The organism is Christensenella sp. KGMB01412 (assembly GCF_055522415.1).
In genome coordinates this window covers 192,617-212,645 of record NZ_JBVFVW010000003.1, presented here as the reverse complement: position 1 = coordinate 212,645, position 20,029 = coordinate 192,617, and the positions used below count along the sequence as shown (strand labels likewise).

Annotated in this window: 19 protein-coding genes; 5 read left to right on the top strand and 14 right to left on the bottom strand. The window is 48.0% G+C overall.

Annotated features, from left to right (window positions below; translation table 11 throughout):
• Window positions 1–11: 11 nt before the first annotated feature.
• The 6 genes from ACS5WU_RS06505 to ACS5WU_RS06480 all read right to left on the bottom strand — a co-directional run bounded on the left by ACS5WU_RS06505 (window position 12) and on the right by ACS5WU_RS06480 (window position 7,209).
• Complete coding sequence (locus ACS5WU_RS06505) at window positions 12–1,019, bottom strand: ABC transporter permease (protein WP_046444167.1); 1,008 nt, start codon at window positions 1,017–1,019, stop codon at window positions 12–14.
• Window positions 1,020–1,033: 14 nt separating this feature from the next.
• Window positions 1,034–2,509 (bottom strand): sugar ABC transporter ATP-binding protein, encoded by a 1,476-nt coding sequence (locus ACS5WU_RS06500; protein WP_046444166.1) that lies wholly within the window; start codon window positions 2,507–2,509, stop codon window positions 1,034–1,036.
• 627 nt (window positions 2,510–3,136) lie between these two features.
• Complete coding sequence (locus tag ACS5WU_RS06495) at window positions 3,137–4,063, bottom strand: DUF3089 domain-containing protein (protein WP_052740543.1); 927 nt, start codon at window positions 4,061–4,063, stop codon at window positions 3,137–3,139.
• 82 nt (window positions 4,064–4,145) lie between these two features.
• Complete coding sequence (locus tag ACS5WU_RS06490; RefSeq protein WP_046444165.1) at window positions 4,146–4,565, bottom strand: AI-2E family transporter; 420 nt, start codon at window positions 4,563–4,565, stop codon at window positions 4,146–4,148.
• A 17-nt stretch (window positions 4,566–4,582) separates the two neighbouring features.
• Complete coding sequence (locus tag ACS5WU_RS06485) at window positions 4,583–5,518, bottom strand: alpha/beta fold hydrolase (protein WP_302759962.1); 936 nt, start codon at window positions 5,516–5,518, stop codon at window positions 4,583–4,585.
• A 179-nt stretch (window positions 5,519–5,697) separates the two neighbouring features.
• Complete coding sequence (locus ACS5WU_RS06480; protein ID WP_320607276.1) at window positions 5,698–7,209, bottom strand: amino acid permease; 1,512 nt, start codon at window positions 7,207–7,209, stop codon at window positions 5,698–5,700.
• Window positions 7,210–7,547: 338 nt separating this feature from the next.
• Here ACS5WU_RS06480 and ACS5WU_RS06475 point away from each other — a divergent pair, with 338 nt between their 5' ends.
• Entirely contained in the window at window positions 7,548–8,561 is a 1,014-nt protein-coding gene (locus tag ACS5WU_RS06475) for a choloylglycine hydrolase family protein (protein WP_320607275.1), read from the top strand.
• 195 nt (window positions 8,562–8,756) lie between these two features.
• Here ACS5WU_RS06475 and ACS5WU_RS06470 read toward each other — a convergent pair whose 3' ends face one another.
• The 3 genes from ACS5WU_RS06470 to ACS5WU_RS06460 all read right to left on the bottom strand — a co-directional run bounded on the left by ACS5WU_RS06470 (window position 8,757) and on the right by ACS5WU_RS06460 (window position 11,685).
• Window positions 8,757–9,299, bottom strand: coding sequence for a cysteine hydrolase family protein (locus ACS5WU_RS06470; protein WP_302759959.1), 543 nt, complete (start codon window positions 9,297–9,299; stop codon window positions 8,757–8,759).
• 165 nt (window positions 9,300–9,464) lie between these two features.
• Window positions 9,465–10,391 (bottom strand): cysteine synthase A, encoded by a 927-nt coding sequence (cysK, locus tag ACS5WU_RS06465; protein ID WP_302759958.1) that lies wholly within the window; start codon window positions 10,389–10,391, stop codon window positions 9,465–9,467.
• Between the two features lie 16 nt (window positions 10,392–10,407).
• On the bottom strand, window positions 10,408–11,685 hold the full coding sequence (locus tag ACS5WU_RS06460) for an O-acetylhomoserine aminocarboxypropyltransferase/cysteine synthase family protein (protein WP_302759957.1): 1,278 nt from the start codon (window positions 11,683–11,685) through the stop codon (window positions 10,408–10,410).
• A gap of 210 nt (window positions 11,686–11,895) precedes the next feature.
• Here ACS5WU_RS06460 and ACS5WU_RS06455 point away from each other — a divergent pair, with 210 nt between their 5' ends.
• The 3 genes from ACS5WU_RS06455 to ACS5WU_RS06445 all read left to right on the top strand — a co-directional run bounded on the left by ACS5WU_RS06455 (window position 11,896) and on the right by ACS5WU_RS06445 (window position 13,631).
• Window positions 11,896–12,327: an RrF2 family transcriptional regulator gene (locus tag ACS5WU_RS06455; RefSeq protein ID WP_046444158.1), complete on the top strand. Its 432-nt coding sequence runs from the start codon at window positions 11,896–11,898 to the stop codon at window positions 12,325–12,327.
• Window positions 12,324–12,758, top strand: a complete 435-nt coding sequence (locus tag ACS5WU_RS06450; RefSeq protein WP_046444157.1) for an RrF2 family transcriptional regulator — start codon at window positions 12,324–12,326, stop codon at window positions 12,756–12,758. The genes ACS5WU_RS06455 and ACS5WU_RS06450 overlap by 4 nt, the downstream gene beginning before the upstream one ends.
• Before the next feature lie 66 nt (window positions 12,759–12,824).
• Window positions 12,825–13,631 carry an NYN domain-containing protein gene (locus ACS5WU_RS06445; protein ID WP_046444156.1) on the top strand — a complete coding sequence of 269 codons (807 nt, stop codon included), beginning with the start codon at window positions 12,825–12,827 and terminating at the stop codon, window positions 13,629–13,631.
• A 96-nt stretch (window positions 13,632–13,727) separates the two neighbouring features.
• Here ACS5WU_RS06445 and ACS5WU_RS06440 read toward each other — a convergent pair whose 3' ends face one another.
• The 5 genes from ACS5WU_RS06440 to ACS5WU_RS06420 all read right to left on the bottom strand — a co-directional run bounded on the left by ACS5WU_RS06440 (window position 13,728) and on the right by ACS5WU_RS06420 (window position 18,321).
• On the bottom strand, window positions 13,728–14,801 hold the full coding sequence (locus ACS5WU_RS06440; RefSeq protein WP_046444155.1) for a uroporphyrinogen decarboxylase family protein: 1,074 nt from the start codon (window positions 14,799–14,801) through the stop codon (window positions 13,728–13,730).
• Window positions 14,802–15,002: 201 nt separating this feature from the next.
• On the bottom strand, window positions 15,003–16,211 hold the full coding sequence (locus ACS5WU_RS06435) for an ROK family transcriptional regulator (RefSeq protein ID WP_302759956.1): 1,209 nt from the start codon (window positions 16,209–16,211) through the stop codon (window positions 15,003–15,005).
• Window positions 16,212–16,550: 339 nt separating this feature from the next.
• Entirely contained in the window at window positions 16,551–17,198 is a 648-nt protein-coding gene (locus ACS5WU_RS06430) for an ABC-2 transporter permease (RefSeq protein ID WP_046444310.1), read from the bottom strand.
• Between the two features lie 5 nt (window positions 17,199–17,203).
• Window positions 17,204–18,040 carry an ABC transporter ATP-binding protein gene (locus ACS5WU_RS06425; RefSeq protein WP_302759955.1) on the bottom strand — a complete coding sequence of 279 codons (837 nt, stop codon included), beginning with the start codon at window positions 18,038–18,040 and terminating at the stop codon, window positions 17,204–17,206.
• Window positions 18,041–18,066: 26 nt separating this feature from the next.
• Window positions 18,067–18,321, bottom strand: a complete 255-nt coding sequence (locus tag ACS5WU_RS06420) for an AbrB/MazE/SpoVT family DNA-binding domain-containing protein (RefSeq protein WP_046444152.1) — start codon at window positions 18,319–18,321, stop codon at window positions 18,067–18,069.
• A gap of 292 nt (window positions 18,322–18,613) precedes the next feature.
• Here ACS5WU_RS06420 and ACS5WU_RS06415 point away from each other — a divergent pair, with 292 nt between their 5' ends.
• Window positions 18,614–19,996, top strand: a complete 1,383-nt coding sequence (locus ACS5WU_RS06415) for a TrkH family potassium uptake protein (protein ID WP_059109443.1) — start codon at window positions 18,614–18,616, stop codon at window positions 19,994–19,996.
• Window positions 19,997–20,029 lie beyond the last annotated feature (33 nt).

The window sequence follows — 20,029 nt, the reverse complement described above, 5'->3', positions numbered from 1 at the left end:
ACGTCCTCCTATTACTCCTTGATATCCACTTTGACCATCCTGCGTTCCTTCATCGTTTGCTGGACGACGTCGATTGAGATCGCAATCAGGATTACAAGGCCTATCGCAATTTTTTGATAGAACGTAGGAATGTGCATCAAAACCATTCCGTTGTTGATCACCGCCATAAATAATACGCCGATCGTCGTGCCAAGAACGGTCCCATATCCACCGAGGATATTCGCGCCGCCTACGACCACCGCAGCGATTACCTGCATTTCAAAGCCCTTGAATGCCAGCGGATCTACCTGTCTCATGATTCCCGTATGCACCACTGCCGCAAGGCCCGCCATGATTCCTCCGTACGTATAGGCAAATGTCAATACGCGTTTTGGCCGGTAGCCCACACGCTGTGCGGATTCTTCATTGCCGCCTACCGCATAAATTCCCCTGCCGATTACCGTATGACGCAGGATAAACCATGTGAGTATGATTGCTCCTGCCCAAAAAAGCCAAATTGCCGGAACCCCCCAGAACCCGCCGTCCGGAAGGTCCATTTTAAAGAGGTATTGCTGGCCCAGGCCGGAAATATAGTCCGGAAGGTTCCTGATATACTTTCCGTTTGTCACCAGGAGCACAAGCCCGTTGATAATGCTCATCGTGCCAAGCGTGGCAACAATGGCCGGAAGCTTGAGCCTTGCCACCAGCAATCCGTTCATCAGTCCCAGCACCGCGCCTGAAGCGCAGGCAATCAGCACCAGTATAAATAGATTTCCGCCGACCTTCGTGGAAAACTCCCCAATCACTACGGTAACGGCCGTAATAACCGCGCCGACTGATACGTCGATACCGCCGGTAATAATGATCAGGAGCATGCCAAGCGCCGAGATACCCATTACAATATTGGACGTCAGGATATCCATAATGTTGTCGGGGCGGATAAAGACGGTGTTCCCAATCGTAATGATGATCATTGTGATGATCAGGATGAACAGAATGCCCATCTCTTTCTTTTTGAATAGTTGTCTTACCTTTTCCATCTGTTTTTCCCCCGCTATAGAACCGCTTTGTTCAGGATCATTTCCTGTGTTGCGCCCTCGCCCATTTCCGCTACGATTTTACCGTTTTTCATAACAAGGATACGGTCGCAGATCGATATGACCTCAGGCAGCTCGGAGCTTACGACAATAATGCTCATGCCATCCCCTGCAAGCTGGCGCAGCAGCCTGTGTATTTCCTCTTTTGCGCCGACGTCAATGCCATTTGTCGGTTCGTCAACAATCAGTATTTCCGGATGTGTCGCCAGCCATTTCGCGATAACAACGCGCTGCTGGTTTCCGCCAGAAAGCTTGCCGACCAGCATATCCGGTATCACCGGCTTGATCGCCAGTTTTTCCATCCACTTTTCCGCCGATTTATTCTTTGCAGTATTGCTCAGGAATATGCCCTGCTTGAGCTCTTTAAGGATCGCAACGTTCAGGTTCCTCTTGATACTTTGCGTCTGGATGAGCCCTTCTGTCAGCCGGTTTTCCGGAACATAACCAAGCTTGTTTTTGATCGCGTCCACCGGGGAATCGATGCTGACTTTTTTACCGTGCAGGTAAATCTGCCCGCTGTCCGGCTTATTAAGGCCAAACAACGCCTGAATGACCTCCGTGCGCCCTGCGCCTACAAGCCCTGTGAAGCCAAGTATTTCTCCCTTGTTAAGTTCAAAACTGATGTCCTTGAAATTTGATTTTTTGCAAAGGTTCTCAACCTTCAGGATTGGTTCGTGAAATTTACGTTTTTCATAGTTTTCGTAGGTGATCTTCCTGCCCACCATCAGCTCGATGAGCTGTTCCACCGTGATATCCTCCTTACGGAAGGTTCCTTTATACTGTCCGTCGCGCAGAACGGAGATCATATCCCCGACCTCAAATATTTCTTCCATTTTGTGGCTGACAAATATAATCGTAATACCGTCCGCTTTCAATTCGCGTATGATCTCAAAAAGCTGCTCTACCTCGCCCTGTGAAAGGCATGATGTCGGCTCGTCCATGATGAGCACCTTCACATCGTAAACGAGGGCGCGCGCGATAGCCACAAGCTGCTTTTTTGCAACCGAGATGTTTGCGACAAGCTCCTCAGGGTTGGCCTCAAGACGGACTTTTTTCATTGCCTCTGCCGCACGCTTTTTCATGTGCTTCCAGTCCACGATTTTTTTCCCATTGGCGATTTGAAGTCCCAACGCAATATTTTCCACAACCGTCAGGTTATCAAACAGCGAAAAATCCTGATAAATCGCTACAATACCCTGATTAAGCGCATCCACCGGCGAAGTGATATCCACTTTTTTGTCGTCGATCCATATCTCGCTTCCCTCGTCGGGCTTGTTCACGCCTGTCAGAATTTTGATCAAGGTCGACTTTCCCGCGCCATTTTCCCCAATAAGCACGTGCACGTCCCCTTTTTCGACCGAAAAGCTGATACCGCTCAACGCTTTTACGCCAGGAAATGATTTTGATACGTTTTTAAACTCTAAAACACTCATCTTTTCCTCCACTACTGCACTATTGCTCTGCCCTTTCATCATTACTTTATCGTTAAACTATTTAGTCCTTATGTTACCTGTGTACACACATTTTTAGTCTCTTTGCAGCCTGCAAACACATCCTTTCAACCAACCAATGTATGATTTTTAATTTTAGGTAAATAAAACCACGATTAAGCGGCTAACCTTTTCCTTTGGATAAAATTTTGTTTACTATTTTTTATACTGTCGTTTGGATAAAACCGACGCCTCACGGCATCCAGAAATTTGTTACTGTTTTGACTGTCTGTGTGTATTTTTAGTTTAACGTTAAATTTAAACTTTGTCAATACTCAATTTCAATTTTTTTATACTTTTTTTTGCTTCAATTTTATTTTGTTAACAAAACTTCTTTTTATACTGCCTGTTTTTAATCTTTCTTATTTCCGTATTTATTTTTGCCGCTTAGTATCTGCACAACAAATAAGCGCCTTGCATAGCTGATTTTAGTTTAACGTTAATCTATCCTTAGCCGGATAATTCCTCTTTTTATATCATGGATGTTATATTAGATATTCTGAATGAAAATAAAAACTTTAAGTTTAAGAGCCGGGCTAGCCTTTACAGGCGTTATGAAACATGCACCTGTTAAGTCGTGCAGGTTTTAAAATAGCGGTCAATGCGCGTGCGCACATTGGTTTCAAGGTTTTTATAAAACAGCGCGATGTCCAGCATGTGCAGGGATCCACGGTTCATCAGGAACTTTTTGAAGAACCAGCGCGCCTTATATAAATTGTAAGCGGCTTCGTCGTCGATTACAAGCACACCGCGCTTTTTGTCCACGCGGGCGCCTGTATAGTGCGGCGCGATAAAACGGAATTTTTTACCAAAATCAAAAAGAACCGCGCCTTCATTCATGCGTTTATCCGCATAGGCATAATCGAGCTTCCAGCTTAACGGGTTGACGCATACGGAATCCGGACGGATAAAGCGCATCAGCGGCAAATCCATTGCAGTCGTATTATAGCTTATGATCACGCCAAGGTCGTCAGCCGCTTTTGCAAGCTTTAAATGCGGATGAATGATAAAATCATCACGTACCAGCGAAAAGCCAATGAGGTATGCGGCCACCAGTTTCTTTTGCAGTGTACTGTCGCCAAATTCACGGCGCATCAGCTCAAGAAGCATTGCGCTGCCCTGGCTGTGTCCCGCGAGAATGAAGGGCCTTCCCTCATTATAATGCTCCAGATAATAATAAAAAGCATCCTTCACATCCTGATAGGGTTTCCTGCTCGCCTCCAAAAAATCAGCCAGAGGCATTTTAAAGCTTTCCAGTCCTACCTGGCGGTAATAGGGCGCATAAAAATTACACTGGCGCGCAAACAGCTGCCCCTGCCATGCGCTGATTCCTTTTGCAATCCCGCGATAAATCGGATTATACATTCCCATATTATGATTTTTCTTTTGGAACGGGTGTGCATAAATAGTCGGATATACAAAAAAAACGTCGACCGGCTTCGGCGCGTCTTTTTTTCGTGGCAAAAATGCCCAGAATCTTTTGCGCGAATAATCCATAGCTCCCTCACTTCACCTTATACTCTATATTATCACACGAAAGCGGGGCTGACAAACGCGATGGATTGAATCTGCTCCGGATTCAGTCAAAATTCCCCATAAAGCTGGCGAACGGGCTGATAATCTTTTGAAGCTCCTCAATGCTTTGGCTGAGAACGTCGAAACGAATGGAGGATATTCCCTTGATCGTCTCGTTAAGCGCTTCAATATCGAGCTCTTCCAATTTTCCGATTTCCCTTGTAGCAGTATCCGCAAGCTCTGTTGCGGAACGCATCATGGCCGGCAGCTCCTGCGTCGCAGTGGAAAACGTGGCATTCAGCGCAAATAGTCCAATCGCAAACACGACCACAAAAATGATGAGTATGACCGTATGCGTATGGGAAGAACGCAGCATTTTCCTGTTGTGTTCCTGTTGCTCCCGGAGTAGCGTTTCTATTTTATCCAGCTTCCCGGAATCGCCATCTGCTTTGTTATCTACCGTTTTCAATTCTTTTTCTTCCATTTTCGTCTCCTCCGGGTTCACAGGTTCTTCCCGATCCAATTCAGGATATCCCGCGCTACCTCCTGCCGGTTTATCTCATTTAAAAGTTCGTGGCGCGCGCCCTCGTAAAGCTTGAGCTCTGTTTCAAGCCCCGCCTCCCGCATCCATTCAAAGACTTCCTTTACGCCTTCTCCATAATTGCCTACCGGATCCATGCCCCCGGAAATCAGAAGGTATGGTTTTTCCACCGGCATTCTCCGTGCCCACTGCATTCCTGAAACCTCGTCCACAAGATTTGCAAAATCATACGCCGCGCGGTCTGTGAAAAGGAAGGTGCACTGCGGATCGGCATTATAACGGTCGACGCGCTCCCTGTCGCGTGTGATCCAGTCGTTTTTCGTCCGGACTTCCTCATACCTGTCGTTGTACTTGGAAAACGCCAGGTGCGAAAGCAGCTTTGCCGGTTTTTTCGCACGTCCAAAAAGCATTCCGACATTTGCAAGGAAACGAATCAGCCCTGTCAGGTTATTCGCGCCGGACGTCCCCATAAAAATAGCGCATTTTGCTTCATCGCCGTATTTCGTCATATAACTGCGGGCGACCATGCTCCCCATGCTGTGGCCGATCAGCACAAGCGGAATCCCGGGATACTGTTCCTTTATTTGTTTCGTAAGGGAATGTACATCCTCTACAACAAGCTTTTCCCCGTTTTTATCTGAAAAATAGCCATAATAGCTCCCTTCGTTTGCCTGCTTTGTATTCCCATGCCCAAGATGGTCGTTACCGCATACGATTCCCCCATGCGCGCAGATAAATTCCGCAAATTCCTCATACCGGTCTATGTATTCGCACATTCCATGGCAAATTTGCAAAATGAATTTGGGCCGGGCCCCGTCATCCTGCCAAATACGCGCGAATACGCTGCTTCTCCCATCCGCCGACGGAAAAGATAATTCCTGTTTTTGAAATGCCATAACGTTCCCCCCAATTACTTTTTTCTTTATTTTACTCTGATTCGCGCTTAAAAAACAGCCCGGTTTTGGTATCGGATTCATAAAAGAATGAGAAGCTGCCCCGCCAGGAGACGCATCCACTGCGCTGAGGTAACAATATCATTTCATTGAAATAAAAATTCAAATCGTTATTCTGCCGGTCAGCCAACCGGTTTTCCCGGGCTTTCCGGAGCATCGTCATACGAGTATTGGTTTTCTGCTCCCGGCATTTTTTTCCCTTTCGGCAACGGCCTTTTTTTACGGGCAATGCGATATAAAATAAACGGCGCGATCATCACAAGAACAAAGCTTCCGGCCAACATTGCGATATATCCCTCCGGTTTGACGGAGCCGGCTAATTGCGAAGGAGGCACAAAAGAGATCGCCAGTGCAAAAACAGATACGGCAAGGCCGGCAAAAGCCAGAATCAACCTGACCGGTTTTCCTTTGGATATTCGGAATCCGCGTTCCAGGTCATCATGCTTCCTGACAAGCTTAATATAAGAAACCAGCATGATAACATATCCCGCGAGATAAATCACAGCCGTCAATGAAATGGCGGTAAAAAATGAAATGTTATTACCGCCTCCGCCGCCAAAGGTGAGCAACGCAGCCCAGCCGCTTACGATTGCGGCCTGCATCATCAGAAATTTGGTGGGAACGCCGTGCTTATTTGTTTCAGTCAGCGGCTTTGCGAGCAATCCAAACTTACCGGCATATTGCATACCCCAGGAAGGGCCGACGATCCAGGAGGATACCTCCGCGCAAATACCTATGATGATCAGTATCCCAATCAAACCTGGCATCCAGCTCAAAGCTGCGCCAAAATGACCGGAAAGGGCTTCAAATCCCTGGATAACGCCCAACGAAAGGCTGATTTCCTTTTCCGGTACAACCGAAGCAATCGACATTCCGTTCACTGTATTCAGAATAATGGCCATAATAATGAGCATAATGATTGCAAGCGGATAATTCTTTTTCACATTTTTCATTTCGATTGCGTGAGGCGCGGATGCTTCGCTGCCCGCATACGATAAAACAAAGGAAACAAAAACAACCAAGGTACTAATCTGGGAAAAACTGGGGACCAGGCTTTGTGCGTCAAGCTTGATCAGGCTTTTCCCTCCGGTTGAAAAATAGGCGACCAGCATGGCGATTAAGATGATCGCCGGAACGATAGCTCCCGATGTAAAGCCTACCCTTGTAACCAAGGACGTCAGGCGCGTTCCTCTGAATTGCAGAAATGTCAGCCCCCAGTAAACGATAAGCACAAAGACATATTTGATCCACGGCGTTGTGTTCAGTGCGTCCCATTTCAGGACATAGGAGAGCGCTCCCAGAAGAAAATAAATCATGGTTACAGCGCTGACCGTACACTGGAACCATTGGAAAAACACATTGGCAAAGCCCCATTTTTCTCCCAGCATATTTCCCGACCAGGTATAAACGCCGCCTTTATCCCACCCCTTGACAGTCGCCATTTCGGCAGAGGATAACGCGACTGGGATAAACCATAAAATTGCAGCCAATAATAAGTAGAACACAAGGGAGAAGCCGGAAGATGCAAAGGTTGGATATTCGTAAATTGCGACCGACATTGACGCTGTCAATGCAAAAAACGCGAATAAACTTAAATGTTTTCCCTGTGGAGCAACGTTATTTTCTTTTTTCATTTTGATTCTCCTCTATCGTTGCATGGCAGAATGAATATTTACACTATAATAAACTCCGGTTCGGTTTGTAATCATTGTTTTTGACGCGGCGCACCGTCCCGTAAACATTTCCACAAGAGACTTATGCGTTAAAAAACACCCGCGCCATTTGTAGCGTAAAACACGTGATTTTAATAAACGGGAAGCCTTCCGCATAGCCCCAAATATTTTGTTTCCGGCCGGGGCGCGTTTGTCCTGAGATGCTTTTATTTTGTTTGGATTTCTTAGCCCGTGGTTATAATAGCTGAAATATATTTGCCAAACGCAAAAGTAATTTATTTAGAAAGAGGTTGTTCGATATGTGTACTGCATTGACACTCATGACTGATCAAAAAGAAGTTTTCTTTGGTAGAAGCATGGACTTTTCATACGCCATAGAGCCAGGCGTTTTTGCTGTCCCGGAGGCTTTTGAATGGAGCGACATTTTGGGAAATGCAAAATTCCAGAATAAATACCGCTTTATTGGCATCGGGCAGGAACTGGACCTTGGCCAGGGGGCAGAAAAAAAACTTGTCTTTGTAGACGGCGTAAACCAAGAGGGCTTTGCGGCAGCAACCTTGTATTTCCCGGGATACGCGCATTACAGCTCCGCGGAGGAAAACGTGGGAAAGCCTGCGCTTGCCGCCCTGGAGGTCGTACATTATCTTCTGGGGCAGTGTTCTTCCGTAGACGAAGTAGAAGATGCGATCCGTTCGGTCGAGATTATCAGCGTCGAAAACTCCGTTACAAAAATGGATACGCCGCTGCACTGGATTGCGACAGACAAAAGCGGCAAGTGCATCGTGATCGAACAGACGAAAAAAGGACTGGATGTGTGGGATAACCCCGTTGGCGTTTTAACCAACAGCCCTGATTTCAACTGGCATCTGACCAATCTTCGCAATTACATGAACGCGTCTACGCAGCAGGACGCGCACGTCCAGTGGGCAGATGCTACATTGACTCCCTTTGGTAACGCTTCAGGCACAGACGTACTTCCCGGAGGTTATACCCCGCCGGCAAGGTTTGTCCGTACTGCTTTCCAAAGGGCTCACGCACAAATTCCAAAAAGCAGGGAAGAAGCTGTTACCATGTGTTTCCACCTGATTGAAAACGTCATGATACCCAAAGGCATTGTGATCACAAATAACGACACTGTGGATTTCACACGCTACGTCTCCTTTATGAATACGCAGACATGCGAATATTTTTTCAAAACATACGATAACAATCAAATTATTACGGCGAAACTTCCGAAGGGGGATATGACAGGTCCGGTTTCTATGGGAAAAATCAGCCAGCCCCTTACGTTTCAGAGCTTAGCTGCAGAATAAAAAATATTTGAAGTGTTTTGCAACGAGCCGATGGAACGTGCCGTACTGAAGAAATGTTCCATTTTCCATTCATACTGAGATTTACAAAAGCAGGGAGGAACATGTTCCCCCCTGCTTTCTTCCTGCCCGTTCTCGTTCGGCCTTTATAACACGCTTGCTTATTTTTTCCGTGCTTTACCGCGCGCTTTCAGGCCGTTAAAATGTTTTGGCTACTTCGTCAACCGTCGTAATTTGCGCGCCATACACATCCTTCAGGTAATTGATGCCGTAAATGTAATCTTCCTCCGTAAAGGAATCTGTCGCATCCTTTGGCACTACGATCTCATAGCCCCAATAATAAGCGTCCGCCGTCGTATGGCGCACGCACATATGCGCGTGCAGGCCCGTAATCACAAGACGCTCAATGCCAAGCTCGTCCAGCAGGAGCTGCAAATCTGTCTGGAAAAATCCGCTGTACCGTCTTTTAGGAATCACAAAATCGCCTTCCTGCGGCGTAAGCTCAGGGATCACCTCTGCGCCCGGCGTGCCTGCGATTGCATGATCCCCCCACAATTCCAGTTCCCTGTCAATCCCTTTTAAATGGGAATCGTTGGAATAAATGACGGTCACGTCTTTTTTCCTTGCCTCCGCCACAAGCTTTTCAAGCTGCGGCACGATTGCCACAGCACGCTCGCAGGTAAGCGCCCCTGTCACAAAATCATTGAGCATATCTACCAGAATTACTGCCGTTTTTGCCATTGTTTTTCTCCTTTAAATAATCGAATTATTTTTTATTCCTTACCATTACCTGATAGTGTAGCACAGAAAAAAATGATTACAATAGCATTTCCACTTTTGTTCATTAAAAAAGGAGAGCGAATGGGCTCTCCTATAGGGGAGGATAGGCAAATGAAGCCTATACCATTATTCATATAATGCAGTTGAAAGGTACCGCTCTCCCGTATCCGGGCAAAGAGCCACAACCGTTTTTCCTTTGTTCTCAGGACGCCTGGCGATTTGTGCCGCCGCATAAAGAGCCGCGCCGGAGGATATGCCCACCAAAAGCCCCTCCTTTTTTGCGGCAAGCCGCGACGCCGCAAAGGCCTGTTCGTTTTCCACAGTGATGATTTCGTCAATCACCTTTGTATCCAGTATCTCCGGCACAAAACCCGCGCCGATTCCCTGTATCTTGTGCGGGCCTGCCTTGCCTTGCGAAAGCACCGGAGAATCCGCAGGCTCTACGGCGATCACCTTAACGTCCGGGTTAGAGCGCTTAAGCACATCTCCAACGCCTGTAATCGTACCGCCTGTTCCGATTCCCGCTACAAAAAAATCAACTTTGCCGTTTGTGTCGCGCAGGATTTCCTTTGCCGTTGTGCGCCTGTGGATATCCGGATTCGCCGGGTTCACAAACTGGCCCGGAATGAATGAATTCGGTATCTGCTGTTTGAGCTCTTCCGCCTTTGCGATTGCTCCTTTCATCCCCTTTGCGCCTTCCGTCAGCACAAGCTCAGCGCCAAGCGCCGCGAGCAGCTTCCTTCGCTCGACGCTCATGGTTTCCGGCATGGTCAATATCAGCCGGTACCCCTTCGCCGCGCATACAAACGCAAGCGCGACGCCTGTATTTCCACTGGTCGGCTCTATGATCACCGAATCCCGGTCGATAAGGCCCTTTGCCTCAGCATCTTCGATGAGCGCCGCGCCGATGCGGTCCTTTACTGAGGAAAGCGGGTTAAAGTATTCGAGCTTCGCGACAATTTTTGCCGCCGCGCCTTCCTCCCTTTCATAATTTCTAAGCTCCAATAGGGGCGTATTTCCAATCAATTCAATTAAACTATTTGCAATAGGCACTTTCGTTCACTCCTTTTCAAATCTTTGAAAACGCAATTTCAAGGTCCTCAATGATATCGTCAATATTTTCAAGTCCAATCGACAATCTTACCTGATCCTCCGTAACGCCCGCCTTTTCCTGCTCTTCCGGCGACAGCTGCTGGTGTGTTGATGAAGCGGGATGCACCACCAGGGATTTTGCGTCCGCCACATTGGCAAGGTTCGAGAAAAGCTCCAGATGATCGATGAACTTTCTGGCAGCCGCCCCGCCGCCTTTCACGCCAAAAGTAAAGATCGATCCCGCGCCCTTTGGAAAATATTTTTGTGCAAGCCCGTAATATTTATCACCTTTGAGCGACGGATAATGAACCCACGCAACCTTGTCATGCCCGCTCAAATACTCCGCAACCTTCCTGGCATTCTGCACATGGCGTTCTACCCGCAGAGAAAGCGTTTCCAGCCCCTGAATGAACAGGAAGGAATTAAACGGCGACAGGCACGCGCCCGTATCCCTCATGAGCTGCACGCGAATCCTTGTTACAAATGCCGCGGGCGCTGTGTCATATCCAAAACGAACGCCGTGATAGCTTTGGTCCGGCTCTGTGAAATAAGGAAATTTACCGCTCGTCCAGTCAAAGGTTCCGCCATCTATAATCACGCCGCCAATCGACGTTCCATGCCCGCCAATAAATTTCGTTGCCGAATGTACCACTACATCCGCGCCAAATTCAAATGGCCGAATAAGGTAAGGCGTTCCAAAGGTATTATCCACAATCAGCGGGATTTTGTTTTTGTGCGCAATATCCGCCACCTTCTCAATATCGATTACATTGATGCCCGGGTTTCCAAGCGTCTCTATATAAAGCGCTTTTGTGTTCTCCCTGATCGCGCTTTCAAAGTTCGCCGGATCGTCCGGATCGACAAACGTCGTTGTGATTCCATACCGTGGAAGCGTTGTGGCAAACAGGTTGTAGGTTCCTCCGTACAATGTGGACGCCGCTACAATATGATCTCCGGCGCCGGCAATGTTGAGGATTGCATACGTAATCGCAGCAGAACCGGAGGCTGTGGCAAGAGCTGCAACTCCGCCTTCAAGGGCTGCGATCCGTTGCTCAAACACATCGTTGGTCGGGTTCATCAGGCGCGTATAGATATTCCCCGGTTTCCTGAGTGCGAAAAGATCCTCGCCTTCCTGCGTATCGTCAAACACATAGGAGGTCGTTTGGTAGATCGGCACTGCGCGCGCCTTTGTGGTCGGATCCACCTGCTGCCCTGCATGGAGCTGCTTTGTTTCGAATTTGAATTCTCTTGCCATTTCCGTGTTCTCCTTTATTGATAAAATATAATTCCTATCATTTTTGTAATCTTTTAACTTGTTTGCAAGTATATCATCAAAAGATTACTAAGTCAATAGTAATTATAATATTATTATTGATTTTTTTGCAAAATACTCTTACAATAAAATTAACTACTATTTGACAGGATGAGTTGCCGCTCTTTTAAAAAGCGGCGGGAAGGATTGGCAATGAAGCTTTCCACCAAAAGCAGGTATGCGCTCGAGGCGCTGGTATATATGTCTGTTTCCCCGGAAGGAACGCCCATCAGCATCAAACAGATTTCAGAAAAAACGGGGATTTCAGAAGGATATCTGGAACAGATTTTTTTTGCCCTTCGCAAAAAGGGCCTTCTGAAAACCATTCGCGGGAAAAGCGGAGGCTTCCTGCTTGGCAGCGACGCGCAGGACATTACTGCGGGCATGGTTGTACGGGCTATAGAGGGTTGTCTTGTGCCGGTTGCGTGCGTCAGCGACCTTTCCGCATGTGAAAGCCCCGTACGCGACCAATGCGTGACACGCTGGCTGTGGGTTACGATGTCTGATGAGATAAACGCAATCCTTGACAGTCTCACATTGTATGATCTTGGTACGGCATTCGTAAAAGGAGGAGGCACGGCATGAAGATATCGACAAAGGGAAGATACGGCCTGCGCGCTATGATCGATCTTTCGATGAACGCCGCAGACGATTATATTTCCCTCTCAAGCATCGCACAGCGGCAGGCGCTTTCCCTCCGATATCTGGAGGGCATCTTCTCCTCACTTAAAAAGGCGGGGCTGGTATCGAGCATCGCAGGCTCACAGGGCGGCTATAAGCCCGCGCTGCCCGCAGATAAAATCACCATGAAAATGATCCTCACGGCGCTCGAAGGAAGTATGTCCCTCACAGACGGCGACGCGGGAAACGATACTGCGCTGCGCGCCTTTCTCACGGAAAACGTATGGAACAAAATCGACGATACGATCATGCGGCTTTTGGAGCAAACGACAATAGAAGATATGATTCACGAATTTGAAAACAGGGAGCAGGCCGTGGATTCAAGCGGCCTGTGAAGTCTGTTTTTTAATCTGCACTATTTATGTTATAATGAAATCAATAAAGGTAGAAAGAAGATTTTTATGGAAAATGATAAAAGGATTGCGATATTGATCGACGCGGATAATGTATCCGATAAATATATCCCGTTTATTTTTGACGAGATATCCAATTATGGAACGCCGACCTACAAACGCATCTATGGGGATTGGACGACCACGCACAACACCGCCTGGAAAAAGGTGCTTTTGAACTATTCGATTGCGCCAATCCAGCAATACAGCTATACCAAGGGGAAAAACGCGACTGATTCGGCGCTTATCATCGATGCGATGGACATCCTGTATTCCGGAAATGTGGACGGTTTTTGCATCGTATCAAGCGACAGCGACTTTACAAGGCTCGCCGCACGCCTGCGCGAGGCGGGAATGTTTGTGATGGGTATGGGCGAACGGAAAACGCCCGCGCCCTTCATTGCGGCATGTGAAATATTTAAATACCTGGAGGTGCTTGCCTCCAGTACAAACGGCGAAGCCGCAGAAGCTGCCGCAGAAGCCGAAGCGACGGCGGAAAACGAAAAGGTTGGGACAAAGTCTTCCATGGCGAGTAAAACGCAGCTCACACGTGCAATCAAGGCGATCGTCAACGACATTTCTGACGACGACGGCTGGGCCTTCCTTGGCGCAGTCGGAAATTTGCTGAATAAACGGTATCCGGATTTTGACTCGCGTAACTATGGGTTTGCAAAGCTCACCCAGCTTGTAAAATCGTTGCGGCAGTTTGACGTAGAGCCGCGGCCCACGTCAAATCCCCATGTAACGCACCAGTTTATCCGCATCAAAGAAAAACCAAAGCGGACAAAGGCCAATTCGGTACGTATTCAATCGTAGCAAAAACTCCCTGCGTTTTTCACACAGGGAGTTTTTTATATTGTCCGTACCTGCCGTGTCTGTGTCCTTGCAAAGGCCCGGAAATTGTATTCTCTGCTAATCCAGCCTCCTCTGATATTCTGCAAGCTGCTCCGCCGTGCCATAATCGGCGGCCGACTGAATAAGCGCCATCATATTCTCATCCGGCGTGTTGTACCCCATCGCGCAGCCGGAGCTCAAAAATACCCCCATGCCGCCCGTCTGTTCAATAATATTCTTTGCCTTTTCACGCACCTGTTCCGGCGTCCCCCATACGAGGGGATCGGACGGATCTACGTTGCCCATAAGGACAGCACGGTTTCCAACGATCTTTTTTGCCCTGCCCATATCCACCTTCCAGTCCACCTCAATGATTTGCGAGCCGGTATTCGCCATCTCGTCAATGATGTTGGACGCGTCCCCGCAAATATGCAGGGACAGCGGGATTCCATAATCCTGAACCTCCTGCGCCATAATCTTCTCATGCTCAAATGCAAAATCATGGTACATATCCGGTGAAATAAGATTCGGGCCCGCATATGCCTCGCCAATAGAGGTCGCATCAGCGCCTGCATCCTTCTGCGCTTTAGCAAACCTGATCGCCGCATTCCGGCAATATTCCAGCACCTTGTAGACATCCTTCGGATCCTCGGTCAAAAGATCCATCAAAAAATTTTGCGCCCCGCGAAGAAGGCACGCAAGGTCGAAGGGCCCCTGGTCTGCCCGGCCCATAATAAAGACCTCACCGCCAAGCTTCTGCCGCAAAATCTGCGTTGCCTCCAGCCATACGGGCAGTCTTCCATCCTTTAGCGGATCGGGCAATTCAAGGTTCTCCACATCCTTCAGGCTTTTCAGAAGAGGCTCCGACTCATCCACAACAGCTACATCATCCTCACGGAACTGCACCTTTGCGCCGCATGCTTCAGCGAGCGTCGCATCGTCCACATCAACAACGATCCCATCATAACCAAATTTTTCCTGGCTCACAAGATGTGTCTGCGCGATCAGTTTTCCATCCTTGTTGATTTGTCCGATTTGATAGCCTGCCGTACGGCATGCCACCAAAAACGCCTGCGGTACAACCGGGATCCTGTCCGGCATTTCAAAATTCATAGCCGCCATACATCTTTGCCACGAGTTCATTTTTTCCATTTTCTCCTCCTTTTATTAACCCATTATTAAATTGATTGCATCCTGCGAAATAGTTGCAAAAGCAACATTTACCAATACTGCCTTCCCCGGGCAGCTCTCCTGCCCTTCTGGCAAATCCCCGTTGTGCTGGTTTCTATCCTTGACAGTGTTTTATACGCACTAACTTAATTTAATAAATTAAGTTAGTGCGTATAAAATAAATCAGCTTTTAAAAATACGTTCAAACACCAATGCCACGCCACCCAGCGCATCAATATTCCGCCCAAAGGACGAATGGTAAATATTGATTTTTTCTGTGTGCTGCGGATAGGTCCTCCCCTTGATAAACCGTTTCAGCTCTCTCATGAAAAACGGGGAATGATCTGCAAGCGCGCCTGTCAATATAATTGTATCCGGGCTCAGGGCAACGATAATGTTGCACAATGCGATTCCCACATATTTCGCACAGGCAGCAACTTCCTCCGCAAAGAGGCGCTCGCCGTCCTCCGCGCGCGCGCATACGTCTTCCAGCTCCAGTGCGTCGATCTCTTCGACGCCGTATTCGCGGCAAAACGCCGCGTCCGTTTTCAGCTTTTGCCTTACGGAACGCACAAGCGCTTTTCCATCGGCAAGCGCTTCCAGGCAGCCATAATTTCCGCAGGCGCACTGCGGCCCGTTCATATCAACCATCATATGCCCGATTTCGCCTGAGCCACTGCAAAATCCATGAAATATTTTCCCGTCGATCAGCACGCTGCTGCCAATGCCGCTTTGCATGACGCTGCACAAAAACAGACATTTTGAATCCTTTGCCTGCCCAAACCAATACTCGCACATTGCCGCGGCAGCCGTTTCCTTTTCAAACTCAACCGGAATGCCAATACGCTCTTCGACGATCTGCTTGATGGGCACATTGTGCCAGCCCGGAAGGTTAGGCGGATTGATAATCAGGTTCTTTTCAAAGTCACATGGCCCCGGCGTTATGAGCCCAATGCCGATTACCTGCTCCCGATGAAGACCATTTTCAGCAATAATCGATTCCAGTACATGGATTATTTGTTCGATAATCACATCTTTGCCTGCAGCTGCGTCAATATCCAAATGGATTTCTCCAATAATATTTGCCCTGAAATCCGTGAGTACACAGTTGATACGCACAGAGCTAAGCTCTATTCCAATCAGGTAATGCGCCGCTTTATTCAGAGAAAGCAATATCGGCTTCCTTCCTCCGCTCGATTCCTCCAGGCCGCTTTCCACGAGATAATTCTCCCGCAACAGGTGATTCACAATATTGGTAATCGTCGCGGAAGTCAACCCCAGCTTTCTGGCAAGATCCTTCCTCGATATTTTTTCATTCTCGCGGATCGCATCAAAGACAAGCTGTATATTATTTTCCTTCATTTTTGCACTGTTGATGTTTTTCGACGCCATTTTTTCTCTCTTCTGTATGCTGTTTCAAAATATGTTTTTTTCAGCATATTATATAAATGATAGCGCACGCTATGCGCATAAAAATATTTGCTGCATACCAGTTCCCTGCAAATGTTACTTGCGCAACCATCCGGGGAACTTTGATAACCCGAATCAGTATTTCTGTGGATAGCTTTATCCTACTATAAATAATATGGCTTGTCCATAGATTTGGCAAAACTTTTTTAAATGATTTAATTATATACCGTTTTCTGATCTTTCCTTCTGCAATACCACGTTTCTTCTGTCAAAAAAACGCCCACGTCTTTTACGCGCGGGCGTTTTCCGGCATTCCTGAAATTACAGATCGAGCAACTCAAACGACTTTACAGATTTTTTGTAAGCCGCCAGCGTAAGCAGCGCATACACCGCAACGCCAACCGCAAGCGTCGCAAACTGTGCCGCAAGATTTTCCGGCGTATTCACGTTAAGCGTATCCCGCACGAATGGGACGGCATACGCCGCTGCCTCCGCGACCACGATAAACACTCCGGTTGCGACGCACCCCCACAAAAACGGCACCCCCACCTTATTGGTATCCTTATAATAGCCAGTGAGAAAAACCAGGTTAAATATCCCAAACATCACAAATGAAAAACCAAAAAAGGCTGCATTCGCATCCATGCCCATAAGCGGTATTTCCCCGGCGACCTCCCCGCGTATGGCTGCAAACGGCGCCGCAATCGCCAGCTGAGCAAGCTCTAACAGCACTACTGTAAAAAACCTTGCCCCCACAACGCTCCGCTTGGGAACGGGCAGCAGCATGGTATAGTAGATGTCCTTGTTTTCCCTGCCCAGCATACAAATAAAGAAAATACCAAGGCAGGTATAAAAAAACACAATATAGCCCGGATAGGAAGGAATCAGGATCAATGCGGAAAGAGCCAGGAAAAGGAGCGCGGGAGGCTGCATGGCCAAACGCAATTCTTTCATAATCAGGTTTTTCATATCCTTCACTCCCTCTCCATATGAACCATGATATCCTCAAGGCCCGCTTCGCGCAGCTGCGCGTCTTTTATTGGCAGGTCTTCGGCTTTTACAAGGGCGCTGAAGCCGTTTTTGATGCGTTTATAGCCGATGAGCCGATCCCTGTCAACGTCCTGCGCTTGGCTTGTAAACTCCGCTACCCTGTACTGCTTCAAAAATGTCTCCATCTCCATACTGGCGACGATTTGGCCTTTTTTGATATAAGTCACATCGTCGGCACACTTTTCCAGGTCGGTCGTGATGTGCGTGGAAAAAAGGATACTTACCTTCTCTGTCTCCACAAGCTCAAGGAAAATATCAAGCAGCTCATCCCGGGATACCGGATCAAGTCCGCTCGTCGGCTCGTCCAGCAGTAAAATTTCCGCATGGTGTGAGAGCGCAAGCACAAGCGCGTACTTTACCTTCATCCCCTCTGAAAGCTCATCCGGCCGTTTTGCTTCATCGAGGCCGAAAAGCTCCATATACCGGCGATACGCTGCATCGTCCCATTTATCGTAAAACCGTTTGGTGACGTCCGTAATCGTCCTTAACCGCTTTTTTGGATAGTAGTTGATTCCCCCCAGTACAAATCCGATTCTTTGTTTGATCTCGTATTCATGTTCCGAAAACCACTTTCCAAAAAACAGGATTTCGCCCTCCGCAGGATGGACAAAGTGGATCAGCGATTTAAGCGTCGTTGTTTTGCCCGCGCCGTTTCGTCCGATGAATCCCATAATCGTGCCTTCCCGCAACTCAAATGAAACGTCCTTAAGCTCAAAACCCGGATACTGTTTCCCTAAACCGCGAACCGATAACAAGTCCATACATGCTTTCCTTTCTGATCCGCCGGTTACTCATCCTGCGGCGTGTCCTGTTTAAACGGCATCTTTTGCGCTCCCAGTATTTCGTCTGCAAAGTCCCTGAAGATATCGTTCCCAACGAGTGCAATTCCCTGTTTGACGTCTGCAAGCACCAGCATCGTATCTCCCGGCTTGATATCAAACATATCACGCACCTGTTTTGGGATGACGATCTGCCCTTTTTCTCCTACCTTTACCGTGCCGATGTATTTTCCGTCCGGCGTTTCTACATCCGTATGTGACATAACGCTTCTCCTCGCTTTCCCACATTTCATACTAGTTATACTTTTCACACTAATCATACCTGCTATTTTTTCTTTTGTCAATATCCGCCCGGATAAATCCGTTTCATGAAAAGATTTTGATGTTACATATAACTGTTGTTCTTTTGCAGTCCTGTCGGTCAAATGGCTTCATACGGACAGCATCCCTGAATCGATTGTGGCAGTGCGTTCACAGGAAATGCGTACCTGAGCTACAAATCTTTTTATATTCTGATATAATGGATACGATTACAGCTTTAGGAGAATCTGCTTTATGGCTCACATATTGAAAAGGCGCGGCATTAGCCCGGCGCAAATACTCGTGTTTGGCTTTGGTGGAATGATCCTTTTTGGAGCGCTTTTGCTGTCCCTTCCCATTGCAACGGCAGATGGGCAACCCCTTCGTTTTTTTGATGCGCTCTTTACGGCAACCTCCGCCGTTTGCGTAACAGGCCTGAGCGTTTTTCCTGTCGGCGCGACGCTGTCCCTTTTTGGACAGGTAACGCTCCTTGTGCTGATACAACTGGGCGGGATCGGTTTTATGACGATGACTTCACTGTTGTATATGGCGATTGGCAAACGCTTTACGCTGCGGGACCGCCTTGTGATCCAGAATTCCATGACTCAAAACGCCGCCGATAATTCACGCCTGCAGGGCGTTGTCAAAATGACGCGCGACATCATCATTATGACCGCAGTAATCGAGCTATGTATTTTTCTTGCTTACTCCAGCCGGTTCGTTCCAATGTTTGGCGTATCCCGCGGCTTCTATTACAGCATTTTCCAGGCAATATCGTCATTTTGCAATTCCGGCTTCGACGTCTTTGGTATGGGAACCGGCATGCAGCCTTTTCTGGGCGATCCGGTTATTTATATTGCAACCATAAGCGCGATGTCGCTGGGCGGAATTGGTTTCTACGTGCTTCTGGACCTGTACAGGAAGCTTTGCGACAAACGCCACCGTTTCCAGCTGCATACGAAAATGGTTTTATGCGTTAGCCTGTTTCTTGTTGCCGCCGGCTTTATTTTGTTTCTCCTCTTTGAGCACAACAATCCCCAAACGCTCGGGCGTGGGGATGTCCCCGTACAGGACAAAGCGTCGTGGGCTTTATTTCATTCGGTCTCTTCACGCACCGCCGGCTTTGCGGCGGTTCCGCAAAGCGACCTCACTCCCGCCTCCAAAATTCTGACTGTGATCTATATGTTTATCGGCGCTTCCCCTTCCGGAACGGGCGGCGGAATCAAAACCACTACCGTCGCGCTGATGTTTTTGTTTATCGTGTCCATTATCCGCGGGCGCGAGGACGTTGTCGTCTTTGGGCGGCGTATCAACAAAGCGATCGTATTACGCTCGGTTGTAATTGTAGCGCTGGGAATCCTGTTTGTTTTTATCGCGATCATCATCGTTTCGCTGATCGAATATGAACGGCCGATCTCTCTTTCCGATACGGTATACGAGGTCGTATCCAGTTTTGGCACGGTAGGCATGACCTCCGCCGTCACCGCCAACTTTACGGACGCGAGCCGTGCTGTATTCATGATACTGATGTATGGAGGCAGGGTTGGTATTTTTACTTTCACAATGGCGCTTGCGGCGCGTCTTGAGAACCGCGAAAGCAACATCCGTTATCCGGAAGACCGCATTATGATCGGCTGAGGCAACGCATATGCTTCTTCCCGATGCCCAGTA

Bases quoted from the DNA above. Each gene is read 5' to 3' on its own strand.
- ACS5WU_RS06450 (WP_046444157.1), top strand. From the start codon at position 12,324: ATGAAGATATCGACAAAGGGAAGATACGGCCTGCGCGCTATGATCGAT.
- ACS5WU_RS06485 (WP_302759962.1), bottom strand. From the start codon at position 5,518: ATGGCATTTCAAAAACAGGAATTATCTTTTCCGTCGGCGGATGGGAGA.
- ACS5WU_RS06475 (WP_320607275.1), top strand. From the start codon at position 7,548: ATGTGTACTGCATTGACACTCATGACTGATCAAAAAGAAGTTTTCTTT.
- ACS5WU_RS06495 (WP_052740543.1), bottom strand. From the start codon at position 4,063: ATGGATTATTCGCGCAAAAGATTCTGGGCATTTTTGCCACGAAAAAAA.
- ACS5WU_RS06460 (WP_302759957.1), bottom strand. From the start codon at position 11,685: ATGGCAAGAGAATTCAAATTCGAAACAAAGCAGCTCCATGCAGGGCAG.
- ACS5WU_RS06440 (WP_046444155.1), bottom strand. From the start codon at position 14,801: ATGGAAAAAATGAACTCGTGGCAAAGATGTATGGCGGCTATGAATTTT.
- ACS5WU_RS06430 (WP_046444310.1), bottom strand. From the start codon at position 17,198: ATGAAAAACCTGATTATGAAAGAATTGCGTTTGGCCATGCAGCCTCCC.
- ACS5WU_RS06505 (WP_046444167.1), bottom strand. From the start codon at position 1,019: ATGGAAAAGGTAAGACAACTATTCAAAAAGAAAGAGATGGGCATTCTG.
- ACS5WU_RS06445 (WP_046444156.1), top strand. From the start codon at position 12,825: ATGGAAAATGATAAAAGGATTGCGATATTGATCGACGCGGATAATGTA.
- ACS5WU_RS06425 (WP_302759955.1), bottom strand. From the start codon at position 18,040: ATGGACTTGTTATCGGTTCGCGGTTTAGGGAAACAGTATCCGGGTTTT.
- ACS5WU_RS06435 (WP_302759956.1), bottom strand. From the start codon at position 16,211: ATGGCGTCGAAAAACATCAACAGTGCAAAAATGAAGGAAAATAATATA.
- ACS5WU_RS06470 (WP_302759959.1), bottom strand. From the start codon at position 9,299: ATGGCAAAAACGGCAGTAATTCTGGTAGATATGCTCAATGATTTTGTG.
- ACS5WU_RS06455 (WP_046444158.1), top strand. From the start codon at position 11,896: ATGAAGCTTTCCACCAAAAGCAGGTATGCGCTCGAGGCGCTGGTATAT.
- ACS5WU_RS06480 (WP_320607276.1), bottom strand. From the start codon at position 7,209: ATGAAAAAAGAAAATAACGTTGCTCCACAGGGAAAACATTTAAGTTTA.
- ACS5WU_RS06500 (WP_046444166.1), bottom strand. From the start codon at position 2,509: ATGAGTGTTTTAGAGTTTAAAAACGTATCAAAATCATTTCCTGGCGTA.
- ACS5WU_RS06490 (WP_046444165.1), bottom strand. From the start codon at position 4,565: ATGGAAGAAAAAGAATTGAAAACGGTAGATAACAAAGCAGATGGCGAT.
- ACS5WU_RS06420 (WP_046444152.1), bottom strand. From the start codon at position 18,321: ATGTCACATACGGATGTAGAAACGCCGGACGGAAAATACATCGGCACG.
- ACS5WU_RS06415 (WP_059109443.1), top strand. From the start codon at position 18,614: ATGGCTCACATATTGAAAAGGCGCGGCATTAGCCCGGCGCAAATACTC.